This window comes from Desemzia sp. C1, assembly GCF_020882875.1.
Taxonomy (GTDB): domain Bacteria; phylum Bacillota; class Bacilli; order Lactobacillales; family Carnobacteriaceae; genus Desemzia; species Desemzia incerta.
This window is the reverse complement of the sequence record NZ_JAJIZP010000003.1, coordinates 218,774-233,367: the sequence shown is the minus strand read 5'-3', so window position 1 is coordinate 233,367 and position 14,594 is coordinate 218,774. Positions and strand designations below refer to the sequence as shown.

The 14,594-nt window shown below is 39.1% G+C and carries 14 protein-coding genes; 12 read left to right on the top strand and 2 right to left on the bottom strand.

Annotated features, from left to right (window positions below; genetic code table 11):
• Nucleotides 1-2 precede the first annotated feature (2 nt).
• The 4 genes from LMF32_RS01555 (at nucleotide 3) to ltrA (ending at nucleotide 3,982) form a co-directional block, all read left to right on the top strand.
• Nucleotides 3-776 (top strand): ABC transporter ATP-binding protein, encoded by a 774-nt coding sequence (locus tag LMF32_RS01555; protein ID WP_092479430.1) that lies wholly within the window; start codon nucleotides 3-5, stop codon nucleotides 774-776.
• Nucleotides 777-1,481, top strand: a complete 705-nt coding sequence (locus LMF32_RS01550; RefSeq protein WP_092479431.1) for an ABC transporter ATP-binding protein — start codon at nucleotides 777-779, stop codon at nucleotides 1,479-1,481.
• A 4-nt stretch (nucleotides 1,482-1,485) separates the two neighbouring features.
• A complete protein-coding gene (locus tag LMF32_RS01545; RefSeq protein WP_092479432.1) occupies nucleotides 1,486-2,148 on the top strand; it encodes a CBS domain-containing protein in 663 nt (220 codons plus the stop codon).
• A 544-nt stretch (nucleotides 2,149-2,692) separates the two neighbouring features.
• Nucleotides 2,693-3,982 (top strand): group II intron reverse transcriptase/maturase, encoded by a 1,290-nt coding sequence (ltrA, locus tag LMF32_RS01540; protein WP_230523625.1) that lies wholly within the window; start codon nucleotides 2,693-2,695, stop codon nucleotides 3,980-3,982.
• Between the two features lie 123 nt (nucleotides 3,983-4,105).
• On the opposite strand, the gene LMF32_RS01535 is transcribed toward ltrA, so the two are convergent.
• Both LMF32_RS01535 and LMF32_RS01530 read right to left on the bottom strand, forming a co-directional pair.
• Complete coding sequence (locus LMF32_RS01535) at nucleotides 4,106-5,104, bottom strand: Gfo/Idh/MocA family oxidoreductase (RefSeq protein WP_230523624.1); 999 nt, start codon at nucleotides 5,102-5,104, stop codon at nucleotides 4,106-4,108.
• 83 nt (nucleotides 5,105-5,187) lie between these two features.
• A complete protein-coding gene (locus LMF32_RS01530) occupies nucleotides 5,188-5,862 on the bottom strand; it encodes a hypothetical protein (protein WP_230523623.1) in 675 nt (224 codons plus the stop codon).
• 244 nt (nucleotides 5,863-6,106) lie between these two features.
• On the opposite strand from LMF32_RS01530, the gene LMF32_RS01525 reads away from it, so the two are divergent.
• From LMF32_RS01525 to LMF32_RS01490, 8 genes are all read left to right on the top strand, one after another.
• Nucleotides 6,107-6,634, top strand: a complete 528-nt coding sequence (locus LMF32_RS01525; protein ID WP_092479434.1) for a hypothetical protein — start codon at nucleotides 6,107-6,109, stop codon at nucleotides 6,632-6,634.
• A gap of 196 nt (nucleotides 6,635-6,830) precedes the next feature.
• Nucleotides 6,831-7,637 carry a M15 family metallopeptidase gene (locus LMF32_RS01520; protein WP_230523622.1) on the top strand — a complete coding sequence of 269 codons (807 nt, stop codon included), beginning with the start codon at nucleotides 6,831-6,833 and terminating at the stop codon, nucleotides 7,635-7,637.
• 37 nt (nucleotides 7,638-7,674) lie between these two features.
• On the top strand, nucleotides 7,675-8,307 hold the full coding sequence (locus LMF32_RS01515; RefSeq protein WP_230523621.1) for a glycoside hydrolase family 73 protein: 633 nt from the start codon (nucleotides 7,675-7,677) through the stop codon (nucleotides 8,305-8,307).
• A 131-nt stretch (nucleotides 8,308-8,438) separates the two neighbouring features.
• Nucleotides 8,439-10,478, top strand: coding sequence for a penicillin-binding transpeptidase domain-containing protein (locus LMF32_RS01510; protein ID WP_230523620.1), 2,040 nt, complete (start codon nucleotides 8,439-8,441; stop codon nucleotides 10,476-10,478).
• Nucleotides 10,479-10,608: 130 nt separating this feature from the next.
• Complete coding sequence (locus tag LMF32_RS01505; protein ID WP_092479437.1) at nucleotides 10,609-11,964, top strand: hemolysin family protein; 1,356 nt, start codon at nucleotides 10,609-10,611, stop codon at nucleotides 11,962-11,964.
• A 109-nt stretch (nucleotides 11,965-12,073) separates the two neighbouring features.
• On the top strand, nucleotides 12,074-12,664 hold the full coding sequence (locus LMF32_RS01500) for a xanthine phosphoribosyltransferase (RefSeq protein WP_230523619.1): 591 nt from the start codon (nucleotides 12,074-12,076) through the stop codon (nucleotides 12,662-12,664).
• 96 nt (nucleotides 12,665-12,760) lie between these two features.
• A complete protein-coding gene (locus LMF32_RS01495) occupies nucleotides 12,761-13,339 on the top strand; it encodes a DUF2179 domain-containing protein (protein WP_230523618.1) in 579 nt (192 codons plus the stop codon).
• Between the two features lie 33 nt (nucleotides 13,340-13,372).
• Nucleotides 13,373-14,482 carry an ATP-grasp domain-containing protein gene (locus LMF32_RS01490; RefSeq protein WP_347401921.1) on the top strand — a complete coding sequence of 370 codons (1,110 nt, stop codon included), beginning with the start codon at nucleotides 13,373-13,375 and terminating at the stop codon, nucleotides 14,480-14,482.
• The last annotated feature ends 112 nt before the right edge of the window (nucleotides 14,483-14,594 follow it).

Below are 14,594 nucleotides of genomic sequence, written 5' to 3'. Positions count from 1 at the left end.
CGATGAGTTTGCTGGAAGTAAAAAAATTAACGAAAAACTTTGGCGGACTTTCTGCTATTTCCAATGTTCATTTAGAATTAAAAGAAAATGAACTCGTTGGATTAATCGGTCCCAATGGAGCAGGAAAAACGACGTTATTCAACTTACTGACAGGGGTTTACCAACCCACTGAAGGCTCGATTGAAATTGAAACGAATGGGCAAAGAGAATCTGTTATAGGGAAAAAGACTTATACGATAACGGATATGGGATTCGGCAGAACGTTTCAAAATATCCGCTTATTCAAAAATCTAACTGTTCTGGACAACGTATTGATCGCGATGCATTCCAAAAGTAAAGTCGGAACGTTAAAAAGTGTTCTTCGTTTACCAAGTTATTATGCTTCTGAATCGAAAATGAAAAAAGAAGCGATTGAGTTATTGAAAATATTTAGTTTGGAAAATAAAGTAGACGAACTAGCAAAAAATTTGCCTTATGGGGAACAACGACGACTAGAAATCGTTCGAGCGTTAGCTACTAAGCCTAAAGTATTGTTCTTAGATGAGCCGGCTGCGGGAATGAATCCTCAAGAAACAGCTGATCTGACCGCTTTGATCCGTCAAATCCAAAAAGACTTTAAGATCACGATTTTGCTGATCGAACATGACATGTCGTTAGTCATGAATGTGTGTGAACGGATCTACGTATTAGAGTATGGTCGTATGATCGCTCATGGGACACCCGAAGAAATAAAAGGCAATAAACAAGTTATCAAAGCATATTTAGGCGGTGAGTAAATGTTAACTGTAAACAATCTAGCAGTGCACTATGGGGTTATTGAAGCCATTCGAGAGGTTTCTTTTGAAGTAAAAGAAGGGGAAATCGTTTCGTTGATCGGAGCGAATGGTGCCGGAAAATCAACTATTTTAAAAGCTGTTTCCGGATTGATCCGTCCGAGCCAAGGGGAAATCGTTTACGAAGGGACGCCTATTACAACAGCTACTCCGAAACAAATCGTAGAAAAAGGGATTTCTCAAGTTCCAGAAGGCAGACACATCTTTAGCGGAATGACCGTTTTAGAGAATCTGGAGATGGGAGCCTTTTTAAGAAAAGACAAAAATGAGGTCGAAAAAGATCTGCAACTCGTTTTTGATCGGTTTCCTATTTTAAAGGAACGGAAGAATCAGGATGCAGCAACTCTTTCTGGTGGGGAACAACAAATGGTAGCCATGGGAAGAGCTCTGATGAGCCGCCCAAGATTATTGCTCTTAGATGAGCCCTCAATGGGGTTGGCACCGATTTTGATCAAAGAGATTTTTCATATTATTGAAGAAATCAACCGAACAGGTACGACTGTACTCTTGATCGAACAAAATGCTAAAATGGCTTTAAAGATAGCGAATAGAGGCTATGTATTAGAGACCGGAAATGTCGTTCAAACCGGTACAGGGGAAGAATTGTTAGAGAGCGACATCATTCAGAAGGCTTATTTGGGAGGTTAAAGGTATGTTGGTCAAAGATTATATGACAGCTGATGTAGTGTCGGTAAATGAAGAAACAAAAGTATTGGAAGCTTTAGATTTGATGAAAGAACATGACTTCCATCGCTTGCCAGTCGTAAGAAATGAACGAATGGTTGGATTAGTTACAGAAGAGATCATCAGTGACAATTCTCCGTCGACGGCTACATCGTTAAGTATTCATGAGTTGAACTACTTGCTGACCAAAACAACTGTGGGAGACATCATGAACAAAGAAGTTCCTGCTATTGGTCCAGATGATTTACTGGAAGAAGCAGCTACTCGTATGAGAGACTCTAAAGTCACTGTTTTGCCAGTTATAGAAAATGAAGACCAGGTTGTCGGGATTATCACCGATAAAGACATCTTTCGAGCTTTTATCGACTTATTGGGATACAACAACAAAGGCAGTCGTATCGTGATCGATATTCCAGAAGACTATCCCGGTATTTTAGAGGATATCACTAATATTCTGGCGGAAGCTAATGTAAGCATCAACCAAATTGCTGTTTACAGAAAAGAATCATTTACACAAATCGTGATTCAAATGGACAGCGACAAAACCACTGACATAAAAGAAATTCTAACAACAAGCGGATATACTGTCAGTTCAGCTATTTATAAAGAAGGTTACTTAAAAGAGGAATAATAGCTAGTCATAACGAAAAACCATTAGGGGTCACTGCCCTAATGGTTTTTTGGTTCGCCCAGCATGGGCGAACTCTAACGGGTGTAAGTCCCGAATGCGACCTGACAGTGGTAAGCATATAGCTGACGGCAAGGGTGTCCACCGTGAGGTGGAATCTGAAGGAAGCCCAAGGCAAAACTCTGGTCTGACGAACAGAAATCACATAAGAGGTGAGTCGAGTGGATAAAGCTGCCAAAGAAGCTAAAGTCCGATAACTGTCCTAACTCGAAGCATAAATGTGGCAGATAGATGGAGTGAAAGAGTTCGCACCTTAACTGGGGAGGTCTCATGACGTTATACCAAATACACTTAGTGATAAGTGCTTGACTCATGAGAAGTCAGCAGAGGTCGTAGTAGTGAAGACAGCTAGTGAAAGCTAGAAAGAGCGAAGGACCGAACAATTTTATCGTTACAAACATCTTTATTGGAGGCCGCCAAAGACTATTGGCTACGACAGCGTAAAAGTAGATAACTGCCTTACGAGAGCAGAAAAGGAGTAACAAGCATGCAGGAAAACAGGACACTGGATAGAATCCTATCCAGAAATAATTTAAACGAAGCCTTTCGACAAGTGGAACGGAATAAAGGTGCCGCAGGCATTGACGGTATGTCTATCGAAGAGGCTAAAGAATATCTTCGTCAGCACAAAGAAGAGCTTATTCAGACTATTCGTCAACGTCACTATCAACCTAAACCTGTCAGAAGAGTAGAAATACCTAAACCATCGGGTGGGGTCAGACTACTGGGTATACCGACAGTGATTGACCGAGTTATTCAACAAGCGATTGCACAAGTTCTCACACCCATTTTTGACGAACACTTCCACAACAGTAGTTATGGATTCCGTCCAAACCGCAACGCCCATATGGCTATAGCGCAAGGGCTAAGAGATATGAACGAAGGGTATCACTGGATTGTCGACATTGATTTAGAGAAGTTCTTTGACACCGTTAACCATGATCGATTGATGAATCTAGTTTCTCGGAAAATAACCGATGGTGATGTGATATCATTGATTCGGAAATATCTCGTGAGTGGCATTATGGTAAACGGAGAATATGAGGAAAGTCCAGTTGGCACTCCCCAAGGGGGAAACCTCTCGCCATTATTGAGTAATATCCTCTTAAATGAACTCGACCAAGAACTAGAGAGAAGAGGTCTACACTTCGTGCGATACGCAGATGACTGCATTATCCTAGTTAAGAGCGAATTCGCAGCAAGGCGCGTAATGCGTTCGGTTACACGATATATTGAGGAAACTCTGGGTTTAACTGTGAACACGAGTAAATCGAAAATCATTAAACCTAATGACCCAACCTTTAAATTCTTGGGATTTGGATTCTATTGGTCGAAAGCAGATAAAGGCTATCAAGCAAAGCCTCATGCCATATCAATCGAGACGTTTAAATATAAGCTTCATCAGCTAAGCAAGAAAAGCTGGGGCATTGATATGGCTTACCGCATCGTTAAATTGAATCAAGTCATCAGAGGATGGGTGAACTATTTCAAAATAGGAAATATGCACACAAAACTCAAGAAAATAGCGAGTCATCTTCGTTATCGACTGAGGATGTGTATCTGGCACCAATGGAAAACAGCCAAAAATCGAAGAAGAGCCCTCACTAAACTAGGGATGAGCGACTACAACGCCTACATGAATAGCCACAGTTCCAAAGGAACTGCCCGAATAGCCCTGTCCTGGGTTATGACAACCACAGTAACCAATAAGATACTAGCCCTTAAAGGTCTAGTATCTCCAGATAGTTACTATTTAAAACAAAAGCATGTTATATAAAATTGAACCGCCGTATACCGAACGGTACGTACGGTGGTGTGAGAGGACGGTAAATAAATTAATTATTTACCTCCTACTCGATTGTTAAGCAGATTGATTCGTTTTAGACTAGGAACTCAAATGTTATTCAAAATCGTAACACAAGCCCCATTGTTCCCGCAAGTTATCCATGATAGACATCACATCATGAGTCAATTGAATGTGCTTGTTCGGTGCTTGTTGTACAATGTTGCTCGTCATCAATTCGATTTCATAATTTAGAGCTTCGTTAGAGTCGCCCGCTGTCACGGTTTCAGAAGAACCATCTGGATACGTAATGGTTGCAGTATTGGCTCTAGGGTAATCTTCAACAGTAATAAAACCATTTTCAAAAGCAACGATACCCACTTTAGGCATCTTAGCACGGAAAGTCAAACTGACGACAGCCATTTCATTATCTGGGTTTTTCAAAATGACAGCAGATTGCTCATCGACACCCGTTTCATATGGATTCATAGTTGTTAAAATCTCAGTAGGTTGGCTGGATAAGAAGAATCGAGTAAAGGCTAAAGCATACACTCCAATATCCAATAAAGCTCCGCCTGCAATCTCTTTATTAAAGAAGCGGTTAGTCGGATCAGCTTCTTTCAAGCTTCCAAAAGAAGCTTGAATCATTTTCAATTTGCCTAGTTTTCCAGTGGAGATGATGTCTTGCAATTTATGGTAAAGAGGCATATGGTAAATTGTCATTGCCTCAGCTAAAATCAGATTTTTTTCTTCAGCTACAGCTAAAGCTTCGTCCAACTCTTTATTGTTCATAGTGATTGCCTTCTCGCACAATACGTGTTTACCAGCTCGCAAGCTTTTTAAAATATACTTTGCATGATGGCTGTGCGGAGTAGCGATATACACGACATCAATATCCGGATCAAACAACATTTCTTCGTAATTTCCATAAGCTTTTTCAATCCCGTACTTTTCCGCAAATGCATTTGCTTTGTCCAAATTACGTGAAGCCACCGCCAGCAAAGTAGCTTGTTGGACATTAAAATCTTTAGCAAAACTGGATGCGATATCTCCTAAACCGATGATTCCCCAATTAACAGTTGTCATATAGTATTTTAGAAACTCTCTATCATTCATGATACTAGAGCTTCTAATCCTCCTCTCAATAAAAAAGTTCCGCTTTCATTATTGCGTATTTGTCAAAAGAAGTACAGTGAAAGTTATGTCGATTGTTTAAATGAACGAGTATCTTGAAACCTCTTAGTAAAGAACAAAGAGACGATCAAAATCAACTCGAAAGCATTTGTAATAGCTGCACTTGGTAATGAAATAGGGAATGTATTTCCAAGGAACATGATTAATGTACCGACAAAAAACCAGATCCAACCTTGTTTTCTCCAGACAATAATAGAGGTGAAAATCAGTATCAGTGAAACAAACAACACCATTAAAGGAACTCCGGAAGCTGGTTCAACGTTGCTGTAACTCAACACACCATATTTCCAATTGGCTTCTAAAGTCAGTCCGAGTACTTCACTGAATAGTTCGTAAACGATTAAACCCAATGTCAATAGATAAATAATAGCTTGAAACCATTTTTTAAACGCCCATTTGAAATCAGCTTTTTTCATCGCGCCCAAAGAAAACAACACCAGTAAAGGGGTGAAAAAAGCGTGCATATAAAACCGAGGGTAACTTAAGTTTTCCAGTAAACTGCCTTCTCCAATGAATTTACCCACAGCCAGTACACCATTGTCGTAAACCAATCCGATAATAACGAGCAGCAGTACATTTGAGAGATCGTTCCACCCGTAGCGTGCTGCTAGCTTGATACCCCAAATCAATAAAAATAAATATGCAGCGAAGTAACCAAAAAATAAAATGGTGTCTAACATAAATTGTTTCCTCCTTTCTTAAGAAAAATTGAATCTCAATAGTCCTCATAGTTAACATATAATTTTCGCCAACTAGGGTCAAATAGTTGCAACAGAAAGGAGTAAATAACTGGCAAATTAACCTATTAAGTGTATTATAAAAGTATAAAAAGAAAGTTATTTTGCTGCAGCCATTATTCTCGTCACCGTTTAAATTGATTTAAGGAAAGGTGTTCATCATTTCAAGGATAAGGAGAGATGAAGTATGCATGAAGCATTGGTAGCCATTGTATTAGGGGCAGTCAAAGAACAATATGCAACAGAAAAGGCTTTTTATTCTGAACAATTGGGGATCTCTCCCCAAAGTTGGGATCGTTGGAAAAAAGGCCAACAAGGTTTAAAAACAGAAAACATGAATAAGTTGGCTCAATTGTTTACGGATTATGAGTGGATGCTTGTCCAAAAGGTTTGCCGCAATTCCTTGTTGATTTCAGAGGTAGCAGAAAATCCGGTCGCAGAGTATATGAACATGAAATATCACGTAGCGAAAAAATGGTTGAGAAGCAATATGGCAACAATAGAGATTCATCATCAGCCAGAAGAGAACGCAGAAGCTCATCACCGCAAAATCAATCAAACCATTGTACGCATAGAGATCAGTTATGATTTCTGGAGTTATAAGGACCGTATTGAATTGCATTTGCCAGGAATCGTACAGCAGCAATTGGAAACTGAAAAACAAGGTTTGTTGGAATGGTTCAGCAAGAACGTAGAACAACCTTTTCGTGTCTAAAGAAATTTAAAACAATGAATAATAAATTTAACCAATCATCAGCGGGAAGTTTCTTCCTGCTGATTTGTTTTGTGTTGAAGTAGTCGATAAAAAAAGAAAGAAGTAAAATTCAGTCTAAGGTAGGTTGAAAAGCGAAAAAATTTCTATAAAATAGAATAAGTGCAACTAATGATATGAAATGAACGGAGTCTTAACAATGAAATTGAAATTATGGGCAACAATGCTAGCAGTAGGGTTATTGGCTGGGTGCCAAAATGAATCTACGGATGTAACGAATGAATCCACATCTTTAAACAGCGAAGAAGTCAGTCAGGAATCTGAAGAATCAACGGCTCTGACGCCGGAAGAAGAAAAAGAGCAGGAGATGATCGCTGCATTACCAGATGTATCGACAGCAGATTGGAATTTGGTTTTGGTCAATAATTGGCATCCGATTGATGAGACGGTTGAGATTCCATTGGAAACAGTAGCTGATCAAAAAGAAGTCGATGCTCGTATAGTAGAGCCTTATACGAATTGGATGGAAGCTGCCAAAAAAGCAGGTTATACAATTTTCTTAGCTTCCTCTTACCGCTCAATTGAAAGGCAGCAAGCTAATTATGATGCCAGTATTCAAGGTTACATCAATGAAGGCTACTCTAAAGAAGAGGCTATTGAAAAAACGGAAGACTATATTGCTGTTCCTGGAGGCAGTGAACACCACAATGGTTTAGCACTGGATATGGTAGATAATGAATGGCTCAGTACAGGAAAAGGGTTAGTGCCGGAATATGACACGCAAGAATCCCAACAATGGCTGGTCAGTACGGCAGCGGACTACGGATTTATTCTGCGTTTTCCTAAAAATAAAGAAACAGAGACGGGTATTCAATACGAGTCTTGGCATTTTCGTTATGTAGGAGTAGAAAATGCTCAATTTATCCAGCAGTATGGATTGTCTTTGGAAGAATACATTGAGCTTCTTGAAAAAGCTGGAAAAACAGGAGAACAAAGGATAGAATAACTCGTTTTTATCCTAAGTTGTGAAAGGAGCAGTCAAGGTGGCGCAGGCGAAGAAAAAGAAGAAAACGACGTACAGAAAAAAAAGTGCTAAACAAAGACGCTTGTTACCTAGTCGCATACTAATGGTATTATTTGTCTTGTTTTTTGTTTTTTTTGGAGCATTAACTTTTTTGGGGAAATCCATTATCGAACCGTTGAATTCGAGTCGAGAAAAAGAAGAGTTTATCGTTCAAATTTCTGGTCATGCAAAAATATTGCAAGAACAATACGATTTGCTGCCTAGTATCAGTATCGCTCAAGCTATCTTAGAATCAGATTGGGGGACGAGTGAGTTGGCAACTGAGAATAAGAATCTCTACGGCATAAAAGGCAGCAGTCCAGAAAATACGGTTATGATGGAAACAAAAGAGTTTGAAAACGGAGAGTGGATCGAGATAAAAGCTCCTTTTAGAAAGTACGACACTTGGCAAGAGTCAATGGATGACCATGCTCTATTATTTGTCAATGGGACCAACTGGAATGCGGATCAGTATACAACGGTGCTGACGGCTGAAAATTATCAAGAAGCTGCACAAGCCTTACAAGATAATGGTTATGCCACAGACCCCACTTATGCAGAAAAGCTGACTCGTTTGATTGAACAATATCAGCTTCATCAATACGATGATTAACCAGTCAGGAACTTTTATCTCAGCACAGATGTCTATAGAGAATATACTAGGAATAACAAAGGGTTTGGAGTAAACTAACTATAAGTGTATTCAAGTGTAAAAAGGAAACAAACTTAAAGGAGGAGTGGTAAATGTCGACGAATCAACCACAAAGAAAACGGGGGTTGAGTAAACCAATGTGGATAGCAGTTGTTGTCTTTTTAGTAGCTGTTATCAGCGTAATCGGTTGGATGGCTTGGTCATATTTTAACGGGAAAAATTCAGATTCAGCTGCAGCGGAAGAAAAGTCTCAAGAATTTATTGCTTACTTAGAAGAACAAAATTTCTCTGCGTTACCTACTGTATTAAATGAATCCTCATTGGTAGATGCTGGATTTACAAAAAAGCAAGTAGAAGAATTGTATCAGAGTTCTTTTAATGAAATGCAAGTGAATGATGTTGAAGTAACGGATGTAGTGTTTAATGAAAACGAATCGGATGATGTGATGGAATTTTCATATGTCCTAAACTTCGTGACACCAATTGGGACAATGGAAAACCTACCCTATTCGGCTACTTTAACAAAAGGTGCTGAAGAGGAGTTTTTCGTGGATTGGCAGCCAAATCTCGTCTTGCCTGATATGGAGCCCGGAGATGTAGTTGAGGCACAATTTGAAAAAGGCGAACGGGGTAAAATTGTGGATCGAGACGGAGATCCATTGGCAACAGCTGGTGTTTGGATGAGAGCTGGTCTTTATCCTGGAGCATTAGGCGAAGAAGATGCACGAACAGATAATCTCACAAAAATTAGTGAAACGTTTGAAGTTTCAGTAGAGTACCTTGAAGGATTGTTGGAACAAAGCTGGGTTACGGAAGATACTTTTGTGCCGTTTAAAACAATAGCCTCCGATGAGACTGAGGAATTGACAGGTGTAATGTATCAAGAGGTCAGCATGCGGACTTATCCTTTGAATGAAGCTACAGCTCATTTAATCGGCTATGTTGGCGAAGTGAATGCTGAAGAGATCGAAAAGAATCCAACGTTGACTGCTGGGGAAATCGTCGGAAAATCTGGGCTGGAAGCTGCTTATAATGAGCGGTTACGCGGCAAATTTGGTGGTTCAATCGTACTAAAAGATGGGAAAGGAACGACGAAAACCGTCTTAAAAGAACAAGAAGTTCAAAATGGGGAAGATATCCAGTTAACGATCGATGCAGATGTGCAGCAAAAAGCTTATGAAGCACTACAAGAGAAAAACGGATCTGTAGTAGCCATGGACCCTGAAGACGGGAGCTTGTTAGCTCTTGTCAGTACTCCTTCTTATGATGCTGGGTTGATGACGAGAGGGATTACCAATGAAGCTTACCAAGCTTATCTGGATGATGAAAATACACCATTTCTTTCCCGGTATACAGCTCGTCTGGCACCAGGATCAACGTTTAAATTGATCACAGCAGGAATTGGTCTTGATTCAGGGACGACAAATCCTGAAGAAGTACACGAAATCGATGGAGATACTTGGCAGGCGAATGAGTCATGGGGAAATTATGCCGTACATCGTGTAACCGAAGTGGATAACGTTTCTTTAAGAGAAGCATTAGTTTATTCAGATAATATTTTCTTTGCTCAAGAAGCTTTAGAAATGGGGCAAGAGACGGTTGAAAAAGGCATGAGCAACTTTGTATTTGGAGAAGAGTTCGATTTGCCGCTAGTTATGCAGCCGGCTCAATTGTCCAACTCTGGCAAACTGGATTCTGAGATTCTGTTAGCCGATACGGCTTATGGACAAGGAGAATTGTTGATGAGCCCTATCCAGCAAATCGTATCGTATAGTGCATTTTTGAATGGTGGAACAATGATTTATCCGAAATTGACCAGTGATCAAGAAACAGCTGAACCTAAACAAGTAGTGTCTAAAGAGTCCGCTGAGTTGATTCGTTCGTATTTGCTTGAAGTTGTAACGGATGAAAATGGAACAGCTCACGAATTAGCTGATCTGCCTTACTCAATCGGCGCAAAAACAGCAACAGCTGAATTCCAAAACGTAGACAAGAACAATGGGTTCGTTTTGACATTTGATGCAGAAAATAATTCTTACATGATGTTGGGAATGTTGGAAGAAAGCGCAAGTGGAGAAGTGATCGAGCTATTAAAATCTGTCTTAGAAGAAATGCCGAAGTTATTGCAATAACTGGTTTTTAATAACAGACAAATTGATTAGAAACCAATGAGAATCGTTTGTTGAAATAAAGGTTAAATAATGGTACAGTGGTAATGTTTTATAAATGAATTTTTATGACTATTGAAGGAGAAGATGATAAATGACCCCAGACCCCGGAAGTGATTCTTCGCTGAGTGTCCAGATAATCTTAATTGTAGTCTTGACTGCAATTAACGCATTATTTGCCGCAGCAGAGATGGCGTTTGTTTCCTTAGACAAAGGCAAAATAAACGAGAAAGCCATAAATGGTGATAAGAAAGCGAAAAACGTCTTGAAGTTATTAGGCAATTCAGACAACTTTCTATCTACTATTCAAGTAGCAATTACATTGGCAGGTTTCTTAAACAGTGCCTCTGCAGCTACATCATTAGCAAATCGTTTTATGCCGTTGTTGGGAGATATTCCCGGAGCTTCAACTATAGCAGTTGTTATCGTGACAATAATTATTTCCTATATCACATTGGTATTTGGAGAGCTGTTTCCAAAAACAGTAGCTTTACAGCGTTCAGAAAGTGTTGCTCTTGGAACTGCAGGAATTATATTAGCCGTTCAAAAAGTGATGATGCCTTTCGTAAAACTTCTTTCATTATCAACAAATATGTTGAAGAAAATTACACCAATTGAATTTTCGGAAGAAGAAGAGAAGATGACGCGTGACGAATTTCGTTCTTACTTAGAGCAAAGTCAAAAAGATGAAGCTATTGATATAGGCGAATTTTCAATGTTGAAAGGTGTCTTGTCTTTAGATACTAAAATGGCTAAAGAAGTCATGGTACCAAGAACAGATACATTCATGATTGATTACGATGATGGGAATGAGGAAAACATCCCTAAACTATTAGATATCCCATATTCACGTGTCCCTGTTTACTTTGAAGATAAGGACAACATTATTGGGATCATCCATGTAAAAAACTTATTGAGAGAAAGCCGAAACCGTAATATTGACGAGATCGATTTAAAAGACATACTAAATGAACCGTTATTTGTCCCAGAAACAATTTATATTGATGATTTGATTTATGAATTGAGAAAAACGCGCAATCAGATGGCTGTATTGAATGACGAATACGGCGGTGTGGTAGGAGTCGTGACTTTGGAAGACGTGGTGGAAGAAATCGTAGGAGATATCGACGATGAGTACGATGAAGTGTATGCATTGATTGAAAAAATCAATGATAATCGTTATTTAGTAGACGGATCCACTCAATTATCTAAGTTCAATGAGTTCTTTGGCACGAGTCTTGAATCTTCAGACGTTGATACTATTGCCGGATTCTTCATTATAGAATATGGAAATATTCCTAGAGATGGTGATGATGCATTTGTCGAATACGAAAACTTCTTGTTGAAAGCAAATGAAATCGAATCTTCACGAATCAGCAATTTGATTGTTGAAAGAATAGATGAAACCCAAGATACTACAGGAATAAATCTTATGGACGAAGACAAATAATTAACATAAGGGTTAAGCCAGCAATTGGTTTAACCTTTTGTTCTATCTAAATCTTTTTAGCTGCGAGTCATTATGGAGAAATAGAGAACCTATCAACGGGAGGAAGAGAATGAAATTACTTGAAGAAAGAATTGTACAAGACGGGCGTGTATTAAGTGAAGGTGTGTTGAAAGTGGATCAATTTTTGAATCATCAAATAGATCCTGCGTTGATGCAAGCCATGGGAGAAGATTTTGCAAATTACTTTGAGCAAAAAGGGATCACGAAAGTTATAACAATTGAAGCTTCAGGAATCGCTCCGGCTGTTTTTACAGGACTGTCTTTAGGTGTGCCTGTTGTTGTGGCAAAGAAAAATGTCGGGATTACGATGACAGATGAATTGGCGGCAGCTGATGTGTATTCTTTTACCAAACAACAAAATTATACGATATCTGTTTCAAAATCTGTGCTGTCAAAAAATGATACTGTTCTCATCATTGATGACTTTTTAGCCAATGGGCAAGCTGCGTTAGGGTTAATGAGCATTTGTCAGCAACTAGGGGCAGCAGTAGGCGGAATCGGCATTGTTATTGAAAAATCGTTTCAAACGGGTCGTTCTTTATTGGAGGAACAAGGAGCAGATGTTTACTCTCTTGCGCGTATCCGTTCATTAGAGAAGGGACAGGTTGAGTTTGTAGAGGAAAATCTGTCACAACACTAAATGAGCAACTAAAGAGATTTACTGAATGCGTAAAGAGTCAGGTTAACGTTAGATACTAATTTGGCAGATTTATCAGACAAGGAGAGTATAGCTAAAATGGAAATAGATTTGGGACTATTAGCAACAATATTTGTGATCAACGTAGGTTACGTCACTTTGATGACGATTCGGATGATGTTGACGATGAAAGGATACCGTTTAGCTGCACCGTTAGTAGCGATGGCAGAAACGACTATTTACATCGTAGGATTAGGGCTTGTATTGGATCGTTTAGATAATTTTTGGAACATCTTAGTATATGCTTTAGGATACGGTGCCGGAATTTTAGCCGGGATTAAAATTGAAGAATATCTAGCATTAGGGTATATTATGGTTACAGCGATCATACCGTCTATTGAGAATGACATCCCCTCTAAATTACGTGAGTTAGGATATGGGGTAACAACAAGTTACGCCTTGGGTAAAGAAGGCGACCGGATGGTATTAGAAATCCTGACCCCCCGCAAGACAGAACGGAAATTGTATCAACAGATCGAAGAATTAGCACCAAAAGCGTTTGTCATTTCATATGAACCGAAATACATTAGCGGCGGATTCTGGACGAAACGTGTGAAAAAGCGCAGAAAAGAAATTAAACTAGAACAAAAACAACAAAAAATCGATGAAAAAAACTGAATATTTAGAAGGTAGGGATAAATCTTGGCAAATGTGATAACTCCTAGCAAAGTGATTGGTATTATTGGCGGAGGAAACCTAGGAAGAATGCTGACTTTGTCTGCTAAAAAAAGGGGATATCAAGTAGGTATTCTTGATCCTGTACTGGACTGTCCAGCCGCTCAACTAGCTGATTGGCAATTAGTAGGGGATATCAATGACCCTCAGCTTCTAACAGAATTAGCGTTTAAATGTGATGTCGTAACGATTGAAGCAGAAAATGTATTTTCAGAATCAGCTCAAAGAATTTCCAGAACGGTTTCTTTCCCGCAAGGAATTGAACTATTAGATGTTGCTCAAGACAGATTATTGGAAAAAGCCTATTTAGAAGCAGCGAATTTTAATATCGCTCCTTATGCAACGATTGTTTCACCAGAAGACATTGAAATCGCCAGCAGAGAACTAGGGTTTCCTTGTGTATTAAAGACATTGCATCGAGACAAAAAGAAAAAGCAGAAAGTTACATTATACAGTGAAGAAGATTTTGAGAAAAGTGCAGCATTGCTTGTTCACGGGACTTGTATCTTAGAAGCGCTGATCCCGTTTGAAAGACAACTTTCCGTTTCAGTGGTCAGCAACCCTCAAGGAGAAATACGGACTTTTCCAATCTCTGAAAACTTGTATCGAGAGGATGTTTTGTATCAGAGTTTGTTTCCAGCGCATATCGATGATGAAGTAGCAGAAGAAGTGAATCGGATAGCTTTAGATATTGCTCAAAGAAGCCATTTGATAGGCACAATGACAGTAGAATTATTGTTAACGTCCAGTGGTGCCTTATATGTGGACGATATTACGCCAACGATTCACGATAGCGGATTAAGCACGATGGATGCTTGTTCTATATCGCTTTTCGATGCTCATATCCGTGCTATCTGCGGATGGCCGTTGCCGGAAATTAAGTTACACTCTAAAGCTGTGATGGTAAAAGCTTTTGAAAATAACCGTTCTGAAGTGAAAAATCAGCTTCAATTGAAGCCGGATTGGCATTTTTACTATTACGGAGTTGAAAGAGACTATGAGGAAGGTATAGGACATATAACGGTTTTGACAGAAGACATTGATATGACGATAGAATTGCTGCAAGATACAGGTATTTTGAACTGATATTTTTTTGAAAAGGATCAACGACATTGTGTTGATCTTTTTTTCTATCTCATCCAGTCCAAAAAAATAAAGATAAATCATGACAGATGAAAGACATAATGCTAAAGTAATA

Bases quoted from the DNA above. Each gene is read 5' to 3' on its own strand.
- LMF32_RS01545 (WP_092479432.1), top strand. From the start codon at position 1,486: ATGTTGGTCAAAGATTATATGACAGCTGATGTAGTGTCGGTAAATGAA.
- LMF32_RS01530 (WP_230523623.1), bottom strand. From the start codon at position 5,862: ATGTTAGACACCATTTTATTTTTTGGTTACTTCGCTGCATATTTATTT.
- LMF32_RS01500 (WP_230523619.1), top strand. From the start codon at position 12,074: ATGAAATTACTTGAAGAAAGAATTGTACAAGACGGGCGTGTATTAAGT.
- LMF32_RS01555 (WP_092479430.1), top strand. From the start codon at position 3: ATGAGTTTGCTGGAAGTAAAAAAATTAACGAAAAACTTTGGCGGACTT.
- LMF32_RS01520 (WP_230523622.1), top strand. From the start codon at position 6,831: ATGAAATTGAAATTATGGGCAACAATGCTAGCAGTAGGGTTATTGGCT.
- LMF32_RS01525 (WP_092479434.1), top strand. From the start codon at position 6,107: ATGCATGAAGCATTGGTAGCCATTGTATTAGGGGCAGTCAAAGAACAA.
- LMF32_RS01550 (WP_092479431.1), top strand. From the start codon at position 777: ATGTTAACTGTAAACAATCTAGCAGTGCACTATGGGGTTATTGAAGCC.
- LMF32_RS01505 (WP_092479437.1), top strand. From the start codon at position 10,609: ATGACCCCAGACCCCGGAAGTGATTCTTCGCTGAGTGTCCAGATAATC.
- LMF32_RS01495 (WP_230523618.1), top strand. From the start codon at position 12,761: ATGGAAATAGATTTGGGACTATTAGCAACAATATTTGTGATCAACGTA.
- LMF32_RS01535 (WP_230523624.1), bottom strand. From the start codon at position 5,104: ATGAATGATAGAGAGTTTCTAAAATACTATATGACAACTGTTAATTGG.
- ltrA (WP_230523625.1), top strand. From the start codon at position 2,693: ATGCAGGAAAACAGGACACTGGATAGAATCCTATCCAGAAATAATTTA.
- LMF32_RS01510 (WP_230523620.1), top strand. From the start codon at position 8,439: ATGTCGACGAATCAACCACAAAGAAAACGGGGGTTGAGTAAACCAATG.